Annotated in this window: 19 protein-coding genes; 10 read left to right on the top strand and 9 right to left on the bottom strand. The window is 69.9% G+C overall.

Features of this window, described 5'->3' with window-relative positions:
- Positions 1-96 precede the first annotated feature (96 nt).
- The gene (locus tag AC5RWG_RS08400; RefSeq protein ID WP_494166753.1) at positions 97-2,004 is read left to right on the top strand and encodes a penicillin-binding transpeptidase domain-containing protein; all 1,908 of its coding nucleotides are present in this window, start codon (positions 97-99) and stop codon (positions 2,002-2,004) included.
- A gap of 136 nt (positions 2,005-2,140) precedes the next feature.
- Here AC5RWG_RS08400 and AC5RWG_RS08395 read toward each other — a convergent pair whose 3' ends face one another.
- The 7 genes from AC5RWG_RS08395 to AC5RWG_RS08365 all read right to left on the bottom strand — a co-directional run bounded on the left by AC5RWG_RS08395 (position 2,141) and on the right by AC5RWG_RS08365 (position 7,357).
- On the bottom strand, positions 2,141-2,683 hold the full coding sequence (locus AC5RWG_RS08395) for an AMIN-like domain-containing (lipo)protein (RefSeq protein ID WP_494000803.1): 543 nt from the start codon (positions 2,681-2,683) through the stop codon (positions 2,141-2,143).
- Between the two features lie 426 nt (positions 2,684-3,109).
- Positions 3,110-3,400, bottom strand: a complete 291-nt coding sequence (locus tag AC5RWG_RS08390; RefSeq protein WP_494000802.1) for an acylphosphatase — start codon at positions 3,398-3,400, stop codon at positions 3,110-3,112.
- 48 nt (positions 3,401-3,448) lie between these two features.
- Positions 3,449-3,838, bottom strand: a complete 390-nt coding sequence (locus AC5RWG_RS08385) for a VOC family protein (RefSeq protein ID WP_494012963.1) — start codon at positions 3,836-3,838, stop codon at positions 3,449-3,451.
- A 191-nt stretch (positions 3,839-4,029) separates the two neighbouring features.
- Positions 4,030-4,278, bottom strand: a complete 249-nt coding sequence (locus tag AC5RWG_RS08380) for a hypothetical protein (protein WP_494000800.1) — start codon at positions 4,276-4,278, stop codon at positions 4,030-4,032.
- A gap of 425 nt (positions 4,279-4,703) precedes the next feature.
- Complete coding sequence (locus AC5RWG_RS08375; protein ID WP_494000799.1) at positions 4,704-5,075, bottom strand: glyoxalase superfamily protein; 372 nt, start codon at positions 5,073-5,075, stop codon at positions 4,704-4,706.
- A gap of 196 nt (positions 5,076-5,271) precedes the next feature.
- Positions 5,272-5,706, bottom strand: a complete 435-nt coding sequence (locus tag AC5RWG_RS08370) for a septum formation family protein (protein ID WP_494166752.1) — start codon at positions 5,704-5,706, stop codon at positions 5,272-5,274.
- A gap of 403 nt (positions 5,707-6,109) precedes the next feature.
- The gene (locus AC5RWG_RS08365) at positions 6,110-7,357 is read right to left on the bottom strand and encodes a pyridoxal phosphate-dependent aminotransferase (RefSeq protein ID WP_494000797.1); all 1,248 of its coding nucleotides are present in this window, start codon (positions 7,355-7,357) and stop codon (positions 6,110-6,112) included.
- Between the two features lie 164 nt (positions 7,358-7,521).
- Here AC5RWG_RS08365 and AC5RWG_RS08360 point away from each other — a divergent pair, with 164 nt between their 5' ends.
- Entirely contained in the window at positions 7,522-7,920 is a 399-nt protein-coding gene (locus AC5RWG_RS08360) for a RidA family protein (RefSeq protein WP_494012962.1), read from the top strand.
- Between the two features lie 97 nt (positions 7,921-8,017).
- On the opposite strand, the gene AC5RWG_RS08355 is transcribed toward AC5RWG_RS08360, so the two are convergent.
- Positions 8,018-8,488: a carboxymuconolactone decarboxylase family protein gene (locus AC5RWG_RS08355; RefSeq protein WP_494012961.1), complete on the bottom strand. Its 471-nt coding sequence runs from the start codon at positions 8,486-8,488 to the stop codon at positions 8,018-8,020.
- A gap of 79 nt (positions 8,489-8,567) precedes the next feature.
- Here AC5RWG_RS08355 and AC5RWG_RS08350 point away from each other — a divergent pair, with 79 nt between their 5' ends.
- Entirely contained in the window at positions 8,568-9,308 is a 741-nt protein-coding gene (locus AC5RWG_RS08350) for a DUF427 domain-containing protein (RefSeq protein WP_494012960.1), read from the top strand.
- A gap of 312 nt (positions 9,309-9,620) precedes the next feature.
- Positions 9,621-10,406: a sigma-70 family RNA polymerase sigma factor gene (locus AC5RWG_RS08345; protein WP_494012959.1), complete on the top strand. Its 786-nt coding sequence runs from the start codon at positions 9,621-9,623 to the stop codon at positions 10,404-10,406.
- Here the strand turns inward: AC5RWG_RS08345 and AC5RWG_RS08340 are convergent.
- Positions 10,339-11,364, bottom strand: coding sequence for a glycosyltransferase family 9 protein (locus AC5RWG_RS08340; protein ID WP_494012958.1), 1,026 nt, complete (start codon positions 11,362-11,364; stop codon positions 10,339-10,341). The genes AC5RWG_RS08345 and AC5RWG_RS08340 overlap by 68 nt on opposite strands.
- 144 nt (positions 11,365-11,508) lie before the next feature.
- On the opposite strand from AC5RWG_RS08340, the gene AC5RWG_RS08335 reads away from it, so the two are divergent.
- From AC5RWG_RS08335 to AC5RWG_RS08310, 6 genes are read left to right on the top strand one after another with little or no spacing between them, the layout of a single operon-like run.
- On the top strand, positions 11,509-12,048 hold the full coding sequence (locus AC5RWG_RS08335; protein WP_494012957.1) for a D-glycero-alpha-D-manno-heptose-1,7-bisphosphate 7-phosphatase: 540 nt from the start codon (positions 11,509-11,511) through the stop codon (positions 12,046-12,048).
- Complete coding sequence (locus AC5RWG_RS08330; RefSeq protein WP_494012956.1) at positions 12,045-13,112, top strand: glycosyltransferase family 9 protein; 1,068 nt, start codon at positions 12,045-12,047, stop codon at positions 13,110-13,112. The genes AC5RWG_RS08335 and AC5RWG_RS08330 overlap by 4 nt, the downstream gene beginning before the upstream one ends.
- The gene (locus AC5RWG_RS08325) at positions 13,109-14,113 is read left to right on the top strand and encodes a glycosyltransferase family 4 protein (RefSeq protein WP_494012955.1); all 1,005 of its coding nucleotides are present in this window, start codon (positions 13,109-13,111) and stop codon (positions 14,111-14,113) included. Before AC5RWG_RS08330 ends, AC5RWG_RS08325 begins: the two co-directional genes overlap by 4 nt.
- Positions 14,110-15,372, top strand: coding sequence for a glycosyltransferase (locus AC5RWG_RS08320; RefSeq protein ID WP_494166751.1), 1,263 nt, complete (start codon positions 14,110-14,112; stop codon positions 15,370-15,372). Before AC5RWG_RS08325 ends, AC5RWG_RS08320 begins: the two co-directional genes overlap by 4 nt.
- Complete coding sequence (locus tag AC5RWG_RS08315) at positions 15,369-16,154, top strand: D-sedoheptulose-7-phosphate isomerase (protein WP_494012953.1); 786 nt, start codon at positions 15,369-15,371, stop codon at positions 16,152-16,154. The genes AC5RWG_RS08320 and AC5RWG_RS08315 overlap by 4 nt, the downstream gene beginning before the upstream one ends.
- Complete coding sequence (locus tag AC5RWG_RS08310) at positions 16,151-17,512, top strand: PfkB family carbohydrate kinase (protein ID WP_494166750.1); 1,362 nt, start codon at positions 16,151-16,153, stop codon at positions 17,510-17,512. Before AC5RWG_RS08315 ends, AC5RWG_RS08310 begins: the two co-directional genes overlap by 4 nt.
- The last annotated feature ends 49 nt before the right edge of the window (positions 17,513-17,561 follow it).

Raw genomic sequence — 17,561 nt, 5'->3', positions numbered from 1 at the left:
CCCATTCAAGCACCATCCCGCCGGTGCCGCCCGGCTCGACATCGCTGCTGGCCGCTTATAGGTTCTAACAGGACACCCTCGGATCCGGGAGAAGAATTGCTTCGGCGCGCACTTGCATCAATCACCGCCCTGCTGCTGACGGTAGCGGTCTCTGCCTGCGCTCCGGAGCGGGAATCGCCGGAACCGACCGCCCGGGCACTGGCGGAAGCGTTGGCTGCCAACGACGTGTCGAACGTGGCCTTCGCCGATGCCACCGGCGCCCAGGTGCAGGAACAACTGGCCGCGCTGACCGAGGGGATGGACCCCTTGGAGCCCGAAGTCACCGTGGAAGGCGTCGAAGAGGTCGAATCCAACCTCTTCCGGGCCACCCTTTCCTATGACTGGCCGGTGGCCGATGCGGAGCAGGGCTGGAGCTACACCACCAGGGCCGACCTGCACTACGCCGAGGACACCTGGCACGTGCGGTGGAAGCCCGAAATCCTGGAGCCCTCGCTTGCCGAGGGCGAACGGCTGGTGCTCTCCACCGAGGAACCGCGGCGCGGCCAGATCCTCGACGCCGAGGGAGAGGCGATCGTGAAGAACCGCCCGGTCAGGGTCGTCGGCATCGACAAGACAGGCCTGGACACAGCGACCGCCGAGGACTCCGCGCGCGCGCTGGCCAAGCTGGTAAACATCGATGCCGCCGCTTATCTGGAAAAGGTTGAAGCCTACGGGCCCAAGGCATTCGTGGACGCCATCACGCTGCGTGAGGACGCCTTTGACAAGTTGGACCAGAAGAAGCTGAAGGACATCGAGGGCTTCCTGGCGGTAGGTGACCAGATTCCGTTGGCGCCCAACCGCACCTTCGCCGCGCCGGTGTTGGGATCGGTCCGGGAGGCCACGGCCGAAGACATCGAGAAGTCCAAGGGCACCGTGGCCGCGGGCGAGACCGTTGGCTCGTCCGGCTTGCAGGCAGCCTTCAACACCGAGCTCTCCGGCACGCCGGGAGTCACCGTCTCCGCCGTCGGGCTGCCCGCCGAAGAGGGCGGCGAAGCGCCGTCCCGCCAGCTGTTCCGCCAAGACCCGGTGGACGGCGAAAACGTGAAAACCACGCTCGTGCCGAAGTTGCAGGCGGCGGCCGAGGACATCCTGGCCGACATCGACTCGCCGAGTTCGATCGTCGCGCTGCGGCCGTCGACCGGTGCCGTCCTGACGGCCGCGAACGGTCCGGACAGCGAAGGCTACAACACCGCGTTCCTGGGCCGGTACGCCCCCGGTTCCGCCTTCAAGATCGCCACCGCGCTGGGCATGCTGCGCAACGGCGCGACCCCCGATTCCGCCGTCACCTGCGACCCGGAACTGGTCGTGGACGGCCGAAGCTTCGAGAACGCGGACAGCTACCCCGCCGAGTTCACCGGCCGGATCACCTTGACCGAGGCCATCGCGCACTCCTGCAACACCGCGTTCATCGCCGAGCACCGGGAACTTTCCCAGGACCAGCTGGCTGATGCCGCCGGCGCCCTGGGCATCGGCATGACCGCGAACCCCGGCATCGAGGCCTTCATGGGCGACGTGCCGCGGGAGGACACCAAGGGGACCGCGCACGCGGCCTCGCTGATCGGCCAGTCACGGGTGCAGGCGTCGCCGCTGGCGCTGGCCACGATGATGGCGGCCGTGGTGGAAGGCGGTTCGGTCGTGCCGACGCTGGTGGACGGTCACGACCCCAAGGCCGAGCTCCCGGACGTGCCTGAACTGACCGCCGGGGAAGCCAAGCAGTTGCGCAGCATGATGCGCTCGGCCGTGGTGGACGGCTATCTGGCCAACCTGGCCGACCTGCCCGGGAAGCCCGCCATCGGCAAGACCGGCACCGCAGAGTACGGCTCGCAGGACCCGCCGCAGACCCACTCCTGGGTGATCGCCGGCCACGGGGACCTTGCCATCGCGGTGTTCGTGGAGGACGGCGAGCTGGGCTCCGAAACCGCGGGCCCGCTGGCCGAGGCTTTTCTGGAAGCCGCCGCCGGCTAGGCATCAAACGACGACGACGACGCCGGCGCCCGCCAAGGTGCCTGAAGGCACCGAAGGCGGGCACCGACGTCGCCAGCGGCCGGCCAAGGCCCGGCCTTCGCCCGCCAGCCGCCGGCCTGCCTGCAGAGTTCCAGGCTTACCAGCGGTGGGCCACGTCAATCACCAGGCGGGACATGCTGCCCGGGCCGTCCAGGGTGAAGACCCGGAACGGCAGGCGGGCGCGCACGCCGAGGCCGATGGTGGTGTACCCCTCGAAACTGCCGCCCCAGGAGAGCTGGCGGAAGGTGGTGTAGCCGGTGACGTTCACCAGCTCCTTCGGGTTGGCAGGCCGGTAGGTGCCGCGCCCGTTGGAGTCATACGCCGGAGCCTTCACGACCACGGCCAGATCGGCGCCGCCGCGCAAGGGGATTACATGGCCGGATCCTTGGGCCCGCACCGTCCCGTACCTCACCGAGTAGCCGGCCACGTCGCCGCGCAGGTCCACAACCATGCGGTCGAAACAGGCGTGCCGGCCGGTGCGCACGTTGGTAATGGGTGCGGTCGTGGTCCCCGGCGCGGACTCCGGCGTCGAGCCCCAGGTGATGCCGCAGTAGGGCGCCGCGGTGGCGGGGCCGGGCGCCACCAATCCCAGGCCGAGAACCAACAGGATTACGGACAGCCATGTGGGGAGCTTGCGCATGGCACACCGCCTTTCATGGGGGTGACAGATGCACTCAGGATAGGGGCGTTTTCCGCGACGGGACCCGGCACGTCCGCGATAACGCCGCAACCGTTACGGCACGCGGCCCGGGCACGCTTTTCTTGATCCTTCGGTAATCGGAAACGCACTCCGCCCGTAACCAAACACGGCGGGGAGAAGTGTTACGACGTTTCGTAACATAAATCACAGTGCTGCAATTTAAAGGCGCGGCCAGTGGCATAATTCCAGCATTAGCCGGTTCGGACCCCCACGTTTTTGCCGGGCCGGCGATCCCCCAAAGAGCCGGTCCCGCGTGAACATACCGCGGGGCCGGCTCGATTTAAACGTCACACCATAGGCGCCGCCCGCAGGCGTCCCCGGCGCCCCTGCAGCCCCTGCAGCCCCTGCAGCCCAGTGCAGACCCCTTCAGCCCACTTCGAAGGTCCTGAACCCGCCGGTGGGCGGGCCGTACGTCGCTTCGACCGCGTCCACCCGCCCCGGCGCCGTGCCGGATTCGAACGCGGCCGCGAACTGCCGCACCGCATCGCGCGGCCCCTCTGCCACCACGCCCACGGTGCCGTCCGCCTGGTTCACGGCCGAGCCCACCAGCCCCAGGCGTTCGGCGCGTTCCCGTGCCCAGTACCGGAAGCCCACTCCCTGGACCCGGCCGCTCACCGTCGCGCTCAGGCGGACGTTCCCGGTGGGTTCCTGTTGCATGCTTCGCTCCTGTTCGAACATCGGTCCAGCGTACGACGGCGCCTCGCTTCAGGCAGCGCCGGAACCGTAGGGGCGCGTGATGGCCTCCAGAAAGTGGCCGTTCGGGTCGGTGAAGTACACGCCGCGGCCGCCGTCGTTGCGGTTGATTTGCTGGGGTCGGCTGCGGCCCGGGTCTGCCCAGTAGGCGATTCCGGCCGACCGGATGCGCGTGAGGATCCCGTCGAAGTCGTCCTCGGCGACCAGGAAGGCGTAATGCTGGGGCTGCACGTTCCCGGCGGTGTCCGCGTAGTCGAGTGCCACGCCGCCCTCCAGCAGGACCGTCATGAAGTGTCCGAACATGGGCTGCGGCGGATCGAGGCCGAAGATCTCCGCAAAGAATTCCGCCGACGCCGTTTTGTCTGCGGCGTAGACGATGGTGTGGTTGAACGAGACGGCCATGGCATGCTCCGAAGGCGGTGGCCGGGACGGAAGCCGGCCCCAATGCTGGCTCCATTCAACTCCGGCCAGGCCCGCCGGACAAGCGCAGAACCGGGAAGGTCCGGGTTAACGAAGCAACGGACGACGCCGGCGCCGTGTGGTCGCCGAAGCCGTCCGCTCCGTTGGGGTGGCTGTGCCGCCCCGTGCTGATGTCAGCCCTTCTGCGGCAGCCGCCAGACCGTGCAGTCCTGCGTGCTGATGGCGCGGCGCGAGCCGTCCGACTCATCACGGATCCACACCAGGCCGACGCCGGGCGCGGTACGGTCGACGCGGCCCCGGTACTGGACGGCATTGTCCATGCGGGCCTCGACCGAATCGCCGCGGCGCAGATGTCCGAGATTGCGGATACGGGTGGGGGTGGAATTGACCAGCGGGGACTGACCGGGTGCGGATAGTGTCATCCGTGACCTCCTGTGTTGTGGCGGTAAGGGCGTGCTGTGCCAGGCGGATCAGCTGTGGGGCCGACCCTGCCGTGGCATCGTTCGGGGACTGCTCGTCAGGCGTGAAGCGCCGGCTCCTGCCAGGTGGCGGCGAGCGCTGACGACAGGGGCTGCGAGGCGGCAGGGCGCGGGAAAGAGCTTCTCCGCTGATCCCTGCTGCAAACTTGTTGGTGGTCCCTCAGCTGTCCGTTGGCAGTCTCACTTTAAGGAACACCTTTGGAGGGCCGGATTATTCCGCCGGAGCAGGAAAAGTTTTTTGGGCCCTCGCCGGTGGCCGCAAACGGAGCCAGGCTGCGTCCACGGCAGACGGCGGGCGGTTTCCCGCGGCGCTGCGGCGCCACTGGCCAGGCCCGGAAGCCTCAGGGGCCAGCACGCGAGCGGCAGGTTCAGTCCCTGGGCGGCAGCTGCTGCAGCGCCCAGGTGTTGCCGTCCGGGTCGCTGAAGTAGACGAACTTACCCCACGGCTGCGCGTCCACGTCGCTCGCTGCGACGCCGCGGCTGAGCAGTTCTTCCCGGGCCGCTTGGGCATCGGCAACGACCATCTGGAGCCCCTGCTGCGAGCCGGGTGCCATCTCCGTGATGCCCTCGCCGATCACGATGGAACAGGCCGAGCCGGGCGGCGTGAGCTGCACGAACCGCAGGCCGTCGCTTACCCGGTGGTCGTGGTCGGCGTGGAAGCCGACCTGCTCAACGTAAAAATGTTTGGCCCGGTCGACGTCGGTGACCGGCACGGCCACCAGTTCGAGTTTCATCTCCATGCCGGACACGCTAGCGCCGGCAGGGCGCCCGGCGGTAGGGGTTGGCGCGGGACTGCGGTCAGGCCCGGTCCGCAACCAGATGGAGCCGGTACCCCTCGGACGTTTCGAACAGGGGCCGCGGGTGGGAGCCAGGCGGCACGGGTGGGAGCAGCTGTGGCCAGCCAGAGATGATGCACCCGATGGCGGCCGCGGCCAGCTAATCCCCGAAATAGCCGCGCTCCAACAGGGAGCCGGGGTGGTACAGGCAAACGGACGTGCGATCACCCGAATCCCAATCCGCTTGCGTAGGGAACAAGAGCCGGTGCGTTCCGTCCGGAATCAACCGGGCTTCGAGAAACTGGGACATCACCTCGCCGCACCGGGGTCCGGCCTCGCGTTCCAGTGCTGACTGACCCGGATACAGCTCGCCGGCGTGGGTGATGGTGCCGAATATCTCGCCTTCATGCGGTTCCTGGCAGGGCACCTGAAACAACGCGGTGGTCGTGGGGCCGGAGGAATACTCCCAATCGAAGAACGCACAGTCGCCGACGGCTGCCTCACTCAGGGCCGAGGGCTCCACGCCGGAAGACCATTGCGTGGCGAGGAAGTCGTCGATGTAGGCACTAGTGCCCTCCGGATCCGCTGCTCCCACGGTCTCCGCGGGTGCCATGGTCGGGCGACCCGGCGGGGGAGAGGCCAGCCGGACGGGTCCCTGGGATGTGCCGGCGGCAGGGCCGCTGGCGTACCCGCCGCCGGAGGCTGGCGGAGTGGCACTAGCCGTGGCCGGGGATGCCGCTCCAGCTTCCGCCCCCGGTTCCGTGCAGCCCGCGAGCAGCAGCGCGAATAGCGCCATGAGGGCGGCCATCGGCCTATTCCGCATGTTCCCCCGATGCCGGCTCTGCAGCCGCCCGACCGGCGGCTGGAATTGTGAGCAGCCTAGCAGGGTGTGCCGGAGGGCCGGGGCGCGCCCCGCCCACGGCCACACTGCTAGCGGACCCATCGGTCCGGCTTGCGTCGCGGGGCCTTGCCGCCGTGCCGGGCGGGCCAGCCGGGCTTTAGACGGCTGCGGCAGCAGCGGCGTCGGCCGTCTTCTTCCGGTGGATGGCCAGGAAGGAAGAAATCCTGCGGACCGCCTCCTCGATATCCTCCACCGACGGCAGGATTACGAACCGGAAGTGATCCGGCGTGGGCCAGTGGAAGGCGCTGCCGTGCGAAACCAGGATTTTCTCCTCCTCGAGCAGGTCCAGGACAAACTTCTCGTCGTCCTCGAACGGATAAACGGCAGGATCCAGCTTGGGGAACAGGTACATCGCCCCGGCCGCGGGCACACAGCTGACGCCCGGGATCTGGTTGAGCAGCCGGCAGGCCAGGTCGCGCTGTTCGTGCAACCGGCCCCCGGGCTTCACCAGGTCCCCGATGGACTGGTAGCCGCCCAGCGAGGTCTGGATGGCGTGCTGCGCCGGGACGTTCGAGCACAGCCGGAGCGAGGCCAGCAGTTCCAGTGATTCGCGGTAGGCCGCGGTCTCGGCGCGCGGCCCGCTGATGGCCACCCAGCCGGCGCGGTAGCCGGGCATCCGGTACGCCTTGGAGAGCCCGCTGAACGTCAGCACCGGCAGGTCCGGGGCCACCGAGGCGGTGTGGACGTGCACGGCGCCGTCGTAGGTGATCTTCTCGTAGATTTCGTCCGAGAACAGCACCAGATCGTGCTTGCGAGCCAAGGCCGCGAACTGTTCCAGCACGTGCCGCGGGTAGACGGCGCCGGTGGGGTTGTTCGGGTTGATCAGCACGATCGCCCGTGTCCGGTCGGTGATTTTGGCTTCGACGTCCGCCATGTCCGGCCACCAGTGGTTGTCCTCGTCGCAGAGGTAGTGCACGGCCTTGCCGCCGGAGAGTGTGACCGACGCGGTCCACAGGGGGTAGTCGGGCGCGGGGATCAGCACCTCGTCGCCGTTTTCCAGGAACGCCTGCAGCGTCATGGAGATCAACTCGGACACCCCGTTGCCGATGAAGATGTCCTCCACGCCGATCTGCATCAAACCCTTGGTCTGGTAGTACTGCGAAATGGCCGTGCGGGCGGAGAAGATGCCCTTCGAATCGCTGTAGCCTTGGGCGCCGCGCAGGTGGTGGATCATGTCCACCACAATCGACTCCGGCGCCTCCAGCCCGAACGGTGCCGGATCGCCGAGGTTCATCCGCAGGATGCGGTGGCCCTCCGCCTCCATCTTCTTGGCCGCGTGCAAAATCGGGCCGCGAAGTTCGTACCGGACGTTCTGGAGTTTGCTGGAATGTTGCATGGGACGCATGCCCTATTTTTTCACAGAGTGCATCGGGCGTTCATGTGGGCTTCACCACTGCGCGGGTCTGGTGCCCGGTGCCGCATCGGCCTACCGTGGTTACGCTCCCATAGCGGCACCGGCACGCGGTGCCGGTGCCGTGCGCCCCGAACCGGAAAAACGGAGGAAAGCCAATGGCTCTCACGCACATTAATCCAGCAGGCATGTTCCGCAGTCCGGCCTTTTCCCAGGGCGTGCTCGTGGACGGCCCCGGCCGGCTGCTGATCGTCGGCGGCCAGAACGGGATCAACGCGGACGGCGAGATGGTCAGTGACGATCTTGCCGGCCAGACCAGGCAGGCGATGCGCAACGTGCTTGCGGTCCTCGAGGAGGCCGGTGCAACGCAGCAGGACGTGGCCAAGCTGAACATCTACCTCGCCGCCGGGCAGGACGCGAACGCGGGGTACGCCGCGGCAGCGGAGGTGTGGGGGCCGGTGCCGACGGCAATCACCGTCCTGCAGGTGGGGTCCGCGCGGCCCGGCGTGCTGGTGGAGATCGACGCACTCGCCCAGGTCCCGCCGCAGCCCGAGTAGCCGCGGCCTGCGTAGCCGCTGACAGGGACCGCAGCCACCGCCGTCGTGCGCTGCCCTGCCACCCTGGCGCGGTGGCGGCCTGCCCGGCCCGGGTTGCTTACTGCGGGCGGACCGGGTGCTTGCTGACGATGGAGACCCGGTTGAAGGCGTTCATCGCGACGGTGATCCAGCTGACCGCGGAGAACTCGTCGTCGGTGAGTTCCTCGCGGGCGGCGGAATAGGCTCGCTCCTGGCTGTGGTGGTCCGGCAGTTCGGTCAGCGCCTCGGCCAGGGCCAGCGCGGCCCGTTCTTTGTCCGTGAAAACCTCGGTGTCCCGCCAGGACGGAAGCACGGAAAGCCGCTGGGCCGTCTCGCCTTCGCCCAGGGCCAGCCGGGTGTGCATGTTCAGGCAGTACGCACAGCCGTTGATCTGCGAGATGCGCAGGTTCAGCAGTTCCACCAGCTTCCGGTCCAGGCCTGCCGCTTCGGCCGCTTCGCCGACCTTGAGCGCCAGTCCGTTGAGCGCGCGATAGGCTGCCGGCGTCTGCTTGTCGATGTAGAACTTGGCGGGACGATTGTCGGAACTCACTCATGCCTCCTGTGTTGCTGGTCGGCCTTCATTCTCTCAGCACTGCCGACGGGAGCCGCGGAGGAGTAGCGTGTGCCCCATGGAATTCGATGCACCCTTCACGGAACCCACTGCACGGCGGATCCGGGTGCGGCTGGGTGGAAGCCTGGTGGCCGACAGCACGCGGGCCAGGCTGATGGTCCAGTATGGCCGGGACGGTCTGCCGACCTACTATCTGCCGCGGGAGGACGTCGCGGCAGGGGTGCTGGCCAATGCGCGCCCCGGGCCGGCGGGCCAGCAGCTCTGGGATGTGGCCATCGGCAAGAAGCGCGCGGAGGCCGGGGCGTGGGAGCATCCGGAAGCGCACGGCTCGATGAGCGACCTGGCCGGCCACGTGACTTTCTCCTGGCGGCAGCTGGAGTGGTACGAGGAAGACGAGCGGGTGCTGGTCCATGCCCGTGATCCCTATAAGCGGGTAGATACCCTGCGCAGTTCCCGGCGGGTGCAGGTCTACCTCGCCGGCGAGAAAGTGGCGGACAGCATCCGGCCGCTGCTGCTGTTCGAAACCCACCTGCCCACCCGCTACTACTTGCCGGCCGAGGACGTGCGGACCGACCTGCTGGAGTCCAGCGACACCGTCACGAGCTGCCCCTATAAGGGCGAGGCCCGTTACTGGTCGGTGCGGGTAGGCGAAAACGTTGTCCGCGACGTTGTGTGGAGCTACCCGAACCCGATCCCGGAAAACCCCAAGATCCGCGATCTCTTCTGCTTCTACAACGAGAAGGTGGACCTCGTGGTCGACGGCAAACCGCAGGAGAAACCCGACACGCCCTGGGCGTGATTTCCGTCCCCGTTTCGCTCCGGTCCCGCGCTGCCATCGAGAGCGGCTGATACCCGACGCGGGCACGTCAGGGACGGACGTTCCCGCATGGCTCGGCCGCTCTGGATGATTTCGGCTGCTGCCGCTCTCCTCCGCCCCCGGTGGCCCGGGGCGCGGTCGGAGCGGCGGCTGCTTATACCTTCTTCTCCCGGGAGAAGAAAAGACTTTCGGGCATTTTTTCACCGTTCGCCTGTTGCATAATCAGCATGCTTATGGTCTCTTGGGGGAGAAGCGCTTCTGGTCCGCGCTTCCCGGATAGAGAGTGGGCCTCTGGTGCAATACAACGACAAGGATGACAAAGAGATACAGGTCTTGTTCCGCAGGGCGAGACGCGCCAAGGGGTCCCTGCGCGCCGCCTTGGAAGAGGAGTTGGTGCTGGGGCACCTGGGCATTGCCGAGGGGATCGCCCGCAACTATTCGGGCCCGGGCAGGGAGCTCGATGACCTGAACCAGGTTGCGCGGCTGGGGCTGCTCAAGGCGGTCCGCGGCTTCGACCCCGACCACGGCGCCGATTTCCGTGCCTACGCGGCTCCCACGGTCCACGGCGAACTGAAGCGCTATCTTCGGGACAGCTCGTGGATGATCCGCCCGCCGCGCCACCTTCAGGACCTGCGGACGGCGGCGATCAAAATGACCTCCGAACTCGCGCAGCGGCTGGGCCGCGAGCCCGGGCTGCAGGAGTTGGCCGACGCGCTCGCCGAAGACCCGGAAACGGTCGCCGAAGCCCTCAACTGCCACGGCAGCCTGCGGCCGGAATCACTGGAAGGGACCCCCGAGGGACAGGGCCTGGCGGAGACGCTGGCTGCCTCCGACGGCGGGACCGAACGGACCGAGGAACTGCTGATGCTTCGCGGCGCCATCCGCGAGCTGGAGCCGCAGGAACGGCAGTTGCTCTTCTACCGGTACTTCCAGGAAGAATCCCAGCGCCTCATCGGGGAGCGCATCGGCATGACCCAGATGCAGGTGTCCCGCGCGCTCGCCAGGATCCTGGTCAAGCTTCAGCGCCGGGTGCTGGGGGAACGGCAGACCCCCGGGCGGCAGCGGATGCGGACGGCGTAGCGACCGGCAGTTGTGCGACGGCGGCCAGGACGTCGTCCGGGCCGACGGCCAGCAGGGCAGGGTCGGGGTCGGCGGAGAACGTGTCGCCCAGGCGCAGGCTCTCGTCGGTCAGGACCGTATGGGGTCCGGGTGGCGGACCCCATACGCTGACGGGTGCCGGGCCGAAAATGACCACCGACGGCCGGGCATAGGCCGACGCCAGATGGGCGGCACCGGTATCGGCGGAAATGACGAGCGCGGCCTCGGCGATCGCCGCGGCAAACTCCGCCAGTGGCAGCGTCCCCGCGACGACGGTGTCAGGACCCAGCCCGGCCAGTTCGGCCACGGCCTGTGCCCGGGGCCGTTCCGCCGCGCTGCCGGTGAACACGATGCGGTGCCCTTGGGCTGCCAGTTCCCGGGCGACCGCGGCGAACCGCTCGGCGGGCCACAGCCGGCTGCCGTAGGCGGCACCGACATGGAGTACCGTCGCTCCCGGGCAGGGGCTCTGGACGGCGGGCTTGTCCAGCCGGTAGTCGAGCGGATCCGCGTCGATTCCGTGCCACTGCAGCAGCCGGGTCCAGCGCTCGCGTTCGTGCGCGCCTTCCGGCCATGAGGGGCCGTCCCACCCGGGGGCGCGGTGGCCAATGCGCCCGGCGGGCTGCAGGGCTTCCAGCCGGCCGCGGCTCTCCGGCCCGTTGCCGTGCAGGTTCACGGCGATCTCTACCCGGCCGGGTGCCAGCGCCAGGGGAACATCGAGGCCATGGGTGGCCAGCAGGTCGTCTACCGAGCCGGTCAGTCCGAGGAGGGGCCGCAGCCAGGCCTGGGCGGCGTAGATAATCCGGTGTTCCGGGTAGGCCGCGCGCAGTGCCCGCAACGCCGGAACCGCGACCAGCAGATCGCCCAGTTTGAGCGCCCGGAGCACCAGCAGTTCCGGGCGTCCGTCCCGTTCGAGTCCTTCAGCTTCTGCCACTGCACCCATCCTTCGTTCCGGCTGTGCCCATCCTTCCAGATGCCCGCAGCGTGCGCCTCCCGCGGCTGCGGTTGCCGTGGCGGGAAGTGGGCGACACAAAAGTAGTAGCAGGAGAAGTGTTTAGGTCGGAGCCGCGCTGGGAACAGTGCTGGTATGAGCACAACTGCTGCACACCCGCTGCGGGCCATCCTCTTCGACCGGGACGGCACGCTGGTCACGGACGTGCCCTACAACCCGGACCCCGCGGAGGTCCGGCCGGTAGCCGGCGCCCGCGCGGCCGTTGACGCGGTCCGGACCGCCGGGCTGCCCTGCGGGGTGCTCACCAATCAATCAGGCATCGGCCGGGGCTTGCTGAGCCGGGAACAGGTCGACGCCGTCAACCGGCGGGTGGAAGAGCTGCTGGGACCGTTTGACGTGTGGGAGATCTGCCCGCACAACCCGGACGACGGATGCCCCTGCCGGAAACCGCAGCCCGGGATGATCCTTGCGGCCTGCCGCCGGCTCGGGCTCGCTCCCGAGGAGGTGGCCTACGTCGGGGACATCGGGGCCGACGTCGAGGCCGCTGCCGCCGCCGGCGCCACCGGCGTCCTGGTACCGACCCCGGTGACCCGGCGCGAAGAGGTCGAGGCCGCCGCCATGGTCGCCGAAGACCTCACCGCCGCGGTCACGCTGCTGCTGGAGGGCCGGCGATGAGCCGCGTACTGGTGGCGCGGCTGGACAGCGTCGGAGACGTACTGCTGGCGGGCCCGGCGGTACGGGCAATCGCGGCAGGCCACGACGGCAATGCCCGCGACGTCATGATGCTGTGCGGCCCGCAGGGCAAAGCCGCCGCCGAATTGCTGCCCGGCGTCGCAGGCGTTTTCAGCTGGGCCAGCCCGTGGATCGTCGACCCCGCCCCACCGGCGACCCGGGAGCACGTGGCCGCGCTGGCGGACTGGGTCCGGGCCTCAGAGATCTCCGAGGCCGTCATCCTCACGTCCTTCCACCAGTCGCCGTTGCCGCTGGCGCTGCTGCTGCGGCTGGCCGGCGTCGGGCGCATCACCGGCGCTTCCGTCGATTACGCCGGGTCGCTGCTGGATCAGCGGCTGCGCCCCGGCGAGGACTTCCCGGAGGACCAGCCGGAGGCCGAACGGGCGCTGCAGATCGCCGCTGCCGCCGGGTACCGGCTTCCGCCCGACGACGACGGCCGGCTGCAGGTGCAAGGCATCCCGGACACCACCGACCTGACCGGCGGCGAACCCTACATCGCCGTGCACCCCGGCGCCTCCGTCCCGGCGCGCGCGTGGCCGCCCCTGCACCACGCCGCCGCCGTCGAACTGCTGATCGGCGCCGGCTACCGGGTGGTGGTCACCGGGGGCCCGCAGGAGCAGGAACTGACGGCCACCGTCGCCGTCCCCGGCGCGCTGGACCTGGGCGGGCAGACCGACCTGCGGAGCCTGGCGGGGGTCCTGGCCGGCGCGTCCGCCGTCGTGACCGGAAATACCGGGCCGGCGCACCTGGCCGCGGCCGTGGGCACGCCGGTCGTGTCCCTGTTTGCGCCGGTGGTTCCGGCGGTCCGCTGGGCACCGTACAAGGTCCCGGTGGAGCTGCTCGGGGACCAGCAGGCGCCTTGCCGGCTGAGCCGGGCGCGCAACTGTCCGGTTCCCGGCCATCCCTGCCTGTCCCAGGTGGCCCCCGAAGAAGTGCTCGAGGCTGTACAGCGGCTGACCCGCGGCGTGACGTACTTGTCCGCCAGGAGAAAGACGAGGAACGCATGAAGATCCTGCTTTGGCATGTCCACGGCGGCTGGACCGACGCTTTTGTCCGCGGCCGCCACGAATACCTGTTGCCCGCGACGGCGGAGGGCGGGCCGTGGGGCCTGGGCCGCGCCGGCCGCGACTGGCCGTCGTCGGTCCGGGACGTGCACCCGGACCGCCTGCGGGACGAAGAACCCGACGTCGTGGTGCTGCAGCGGCCCGAGGAAATCGAGGAATGCGAGCGGTTGCTGGGTCGCCGGCCGGGACGGGACATCCCGGCGGTGTTTTTGGAGCACAACACCCCCAAGGGGGACGTGCCCAACTCGCTTCACCCGCTGGCCGACCAGCAGGACATGACCGTCGTGCATGTCACCCACTTCAACCGCCTCTTCTGGGACTGCGGAACAGCCCGGACCACCGTGATTGAGCACGGCATCGTGGATCCCGGTCCGCTCTACACCGGGGAACTGGAACGCCAGGGCGTGGTGGTCAACGAGCCGGTCCGCCGCTGGCGGGTGACCGGAACGGACCTGCTGCCGGCCTTCGCAGAGGCAGGACCGCTGGACGTGTTCGGCATGGGCACCGACCAGCTGGGCGCGGCCACCGGGCTGGGCCCGGACAAGCTGCGCGTGCGCGGCGACCTGCCCGGTCCGCTGCTGCACGCCGAACTGGCCCGCTGCCGCCTCTACCTGCACCCGCTGCGCTGGACCTCGCTGGGCCTGGCGCTGTTGGAAGCCATGCATCTGGGCATGCCGGTGGTGGTGCTGGCCAGCACAGAGGCCGCCCGGGCCGTGCCGCCGGGGGCCGGCGCCATCTCGTCCGATGTGGACCAGCTGCGCCGCGAAGCGGCCCGGCTGCTGGAGGACCCGGACGAGGCCGCTGCGCGCGGAGCAGTCGCGCGCGAGGCGGCGCTGCGGAACTACGGGCTGCAGGCCTTCCTGGACAACTGGGACAGCCTGCTGGCAGAGACCACCACGCGCGCCGGACGGGTCTTTGCCGTCAACGAGAGGAGAGAGCCGTGAGGATATCGATGGTTTCCGAACATGCCAGCCCGCTGGCGGCGCTGGGTGGTGTGGACGCCGGCGGCCAGAACGTGCATGTGGCGGCCCTCTCCGCCGCCCTCGCCCGGCGGGGACACAGCGTGAGCGTCTACACCCGCCGCGACGATCCGATGCTTCCCGCCCGCGTCACGGTGCGGCCGGGAGTGGAAGTGGTCCACGTCAACGCCGGACCACCCGAACCGGTCGCCAAGGATGAGCTGCTGCCCTACATGGGCCAGCTGGCCGACGGGATCAGCGCCGACTGGGCGGACAGCCCGCCGGATCTCGTGCACGCGCACTTCTGGATGTCGGGGGTGGCGGCCCTCGACGCCGCCCGCCGCCCGGGAAGCCCCCCGGTGCCGGTGCTGCAGACCTTCCACGCGCTCGGCACCGTGAAACGGCGGCACCAGGGCGCGCAGGACACCAGCCCGGCCGAACGGGCCTGGCTGGAACCGTCCGTCGGCCGCAGCGTGGACCGGATCATCGCGACGTGCTCGGACGAAGTGTTCGAATTGGCGGCCATGGACATCCCGCGCGGCAATATTTCCATTGCCCCCTGCGGCGTGGACCTGGGACTTTTCAAGGCCGACGGGGAGGTCGAACCGCGCGGCCGCACCCACCGCATCGTCACGCTGGGCCGCCTGGTTCCGCGCAAGGGCATCGACCTGGCCGTCCAGTCCCTGCGCTTGCTCAAGGACCGGGGACTGGACGACGTCGAACTGATCGTGGTCGGCGGCGCCTCCGGTGCCACCGGGCTGGCGGCCGACCCCGAGGCCCAGCGGCTGCGAGGCCTCGCCCGTGAGCTCGGCGTGGAAGACCAACTGGTGCTGCGCGGCCAGTTGCCCCGGGAAGAAATCCCTGCGGTGCTGCGCAGCGCCGACGTCGTCGTCTGCGCGCCGTGGTACGAACCGTTTGGGATTGTTCCGCTGGAAGCAATGGCGTGCGGCGTTCCGGTGGTCGCGGCCTCGGTCGGCGGGCTGATCGACACCGTGGTGGACCGCAAGACCGGCCTGCACGTGCCGCCGCGGGACCCGGAGGCGGTGGCCGAAGCCGTGGCCGAGCTGCTGGCGAATCCCCAGCTGCGCCGCGACCTCGGCCGCGCCGGCCAGCAGCGCGTGCGGAACCGCTACTCCTGGGACCGGGTGGCCGCCGACACCGAAAAGGCCTATCACCTGGCGGTCAGCAGGAGCGCGGGCGCCGTCGCCGCCGGCGTCCGGCAGTTGGAAGGGGAAGCACTGTGAAGCGCCCAGCCGCCATGGCCAAGACAGCAGCACGGACCACGGCACTGGCCACCGCCGCGGCCCCAGCCGACCCCGCCGGCCCGGCCGGCACGGAGGCTTACCTGCGGCCGCCCGCACCGGGACCCGCCCTCGTCCCGGTGCCGGCGACCGGCCGGGAGCCGGTTGGGACCCAAGCGGTGGACGCGGTCCTGGCGCACCTGCAGGCGGTGGCACCGGCGGTGGAGTCGCTGCGCGCCCAGGCCGGCCAGCTGGCCGGTTGGGGGACGGAGCTGGCCCGGCGGCTGACGGGCGGCGCGCGCCTGCTGGCGGCCGGCAACGGCGGCTCCGCGGCGGAAGCCCAGCACCTCACCGCCGAACTGGTGGGCCGCTTCGACGGCGAACGCCGGGCGTTCTCCGCCATCTCGCTGCACGCGGAAACCTCGGCGGTCACGGCCATCTCCAATGACTACGGCTTCGACCAGCTGTTTGCCCGGCAGGTGCTGGGCCACGGGCGGGCCGGCGACGTGCTGCTCCTGCTGACCACGAGCGGCAAGAGCGGGAACCTGCTGCGCGCGGCCGAAGCTGCCCGCAGCATCGGCGTGACCTGCTGGGCGCTGACCGGCCAAGCACCGAATCCGCTGACCGAGTTGTGCGACGACTATGTGGCAGTGGAGGCGCTGCCGGCCAATGTGCAGGAGGGGCACCTCATGGCGCTTCATGCCCTCTGCCGGGCGTTCGACGCCGAGGTGGCGCGTCTAGAGGGAGGCGCCGCGGGCGGGCGCGGGCAGGGAGGCCGGCCATGAGGATCGTGGTGGTGGGTGACGTACTGCTGGACGCGGACGTGGAGGGTGCGGCAACCCGGCTGAGCCCGGACGGACCGGTGCCGGTGGTTGACGCGGCCGAAACGACCTACCGCGCCGGAGGAGCCGGGCTGGTGGCACGGATGCTGGCCCGCGACGGCCGGGACGTCCTCCTGGTCACGGCACTGTCCGACGACGGCGCTTCCTCCCGGCTGCGCGACGCCCTGGACGGCGTCCGTGTGGTCGCCGGGCCATCCGGCGCCCCCACGCCGGTGAAAACCCGGATCCGTGCCGGCGGGCAGTCGGTGGTCAGGGTCGACGAAGGCTGCGCCCCGGCACCGGTGCCGGTACCGACACCGGACATGCTCGACGCGCTCGAAACGGCCGACGCCATCATCGTGGCGGACTACGGCCGCGGCCTGGCGGCCGCACCCGGGCTGCGCGACGCCCTGGCCTCGCTCGTGCACCGGATCCCCGTGGTATGGGATCCGCACCCGGCCGGCCCGGTCCCGGTCGAGGGCGTGGCCGCGGCGACGCCCAACCTGCCCGAAGCCCTGCGGATCGCCGGCCTGCGGGACAGCGGGACCCGGGAGGCTGCGCTGGCCGCGGCGGAACTGCGCACACGCTGGAACAGCCGCGCCGTCGTCGTCACGCTGGGCGGGGAAGGGGCCCTGATCCAGGCCGACGGCGGCCTGCCGCAGGCCGTTCCAGCCCCGACGCTCGACCCGGCCGACACCTGCGGCGCGGGGGACCGGTTTGCCGCCTCCCTGGCGGTGGCGCTGGCCTCCGGACGGCCGCTGGCCGAGGCGGTGGAAGAGGCCGTCGGGCAGGCGGCAGCCTTCCTCGCCGCAGGCGGGGTGGCATCGCTTCGTCGGGAAACGGCCCCGGTCCAGCTGCGCGGTCCGGGGGTAGACGCCATGCGGGCCGCGGCGCAGACCCGCGAAGCCGGCGGAACGGTGGTAGCCACCGGAGGCTGCTTCGACTTGCTGCACGCCGGGCACGCCAGAACCCTGGCCGCCGCCCGGAAGCTGGGCGACTGCCTGATCGTCTGTCTCAACTCGGACGATTCGGTCCGCCGCCTCAAAGGCGAAGAGCGTCCGATCATGAACCAGGAGGACCGCACCGAATTGCTGCTGGCGCTGGAGTGCGTGGATGCGGTGCTGGTCTTCGACGAAGCCACCCCTGAAGCGGCGCTCGAAAGGCTGCGGCCGGACATCTGGGTCAAGGGCGGGGACTACACCGCGGACCAGCTGCCGGAAGCACGCCTGCTGCAATCCTGGGGCGGGCAAACCGTCACCGTGCCCTACTACCCGGCGCGTTCCACCACCGGCCTGGCCGCCGCCCTGGCCAAGGTCGGCTGACACGCCGGACTGCTCCGCAGATCCGGCGCGCCCTGAACTGAAGAATCCC

Source organism: Arthrobacter sp. Y3221160 (assembly GCF_059092585.1).
Note: the sequence above shows the minus strand (reverse complement) of the source record. Positions and strands in the feature narration are given on the sequence as shown.

Excerpts from the sequence above, each read along its gene's own strand:
- AC5RWG_RS08385 (WP_494012963.1), bottom strand. The coding sequence starts at position 3,838 with ATGGCCGTCTCGTTCAACCACACCATCGTCTACGCCGCAGACAAAACG.
- AC5RWG_RS08325 (WP_494012955.1), top strand. The coding sequence starts at position 13,109 with ATGAAGATCCTGCTTTGGCATGTCCACGGCGGCTGGACCGACGCTTTT.
- AC5RWG_RS08310 (WP_494166750.1), top strand. The coding sequence starts at position 16,151 with ATGAGGATCGTGGTGGTGGGTGACGTACTGCTGGACGCGGACGTGGAG.
- AC5RWG_RS08350 (WP_494012960.1), top strand. The coding sequence starts at position 8,568 with ATGGAATTCGATGCACCCTTCACGGAACCCACTGCACGGCGGATCCGG.
- AC5RWG_RS08395 (WP_494000803.1), bottom strand. The coding sequence starts at position 2,683 with ATGCGCAAGCTCCCCACATGGCTGTCCGTAATCCTGTTGGTTCTCGGC.
- AC5RWG_RS08375 (WP_494000799.1), bottom strand. The coding sequence starts at position 5,075 with ATGGAGATGAAACTCGAACTGGTGGCCGTGCCGGTCACCGACGTCGAC.
- AC5RWG_RS08380 (WP_494000800.1), bottom strand. The coding sequence starts at position 4,278 with ATGACACTATCCGCACCCGGTCAGTCCCCGCTGGTCAATTCCACCCCC.
- AC5RWG_RS08340 (WP_494012958.1), bottom strand. The coding sequence starts at position 11,364 with ATGGGTGCAGTGGCAGAAGCTGAAGGACTCGAACGGGACGGACGCCCG.
- AC5RWG_RS08330 (WP_494012956.1), top strand. The coding sequence starts at position 12,045 with ATGAGCCGCGTACTGGTGGCGCGGCTGGACAGCGTCGGAGACGTACTG.
- AC5RWG_RS08390 (WP_494000802.1), bottom strand. The coding sequence starts at position 3,400 with ATGCAACAGGAACCCACCGGGAACGTCCGCCTGAGCGCGACGGTGAGC.
- AC5RWG_RS08365 (WP_494000797.1), bottom strand. The coding sequence starts at position 7,357 with ATGCGTCCCATGCAACATTCCAGCAAACTCCAGAACGTCCGGTACGAA.
- AC5RWG_RS08360 (WP_494012962.1), top strand. The coding sequence starts at position 7,522 with ATGGCTCTCACGCACATTAATCCAGCAGGCATGTTCCGCAGTCCGGCC.
- AC5RWG_RS08335 (WP_494012957.1), top strand. The coding sequence starts at position 11,509 with ATGAGCACAACTGCTGCACACCCGCTGCGGGCCATCCTCTTCGACCGG.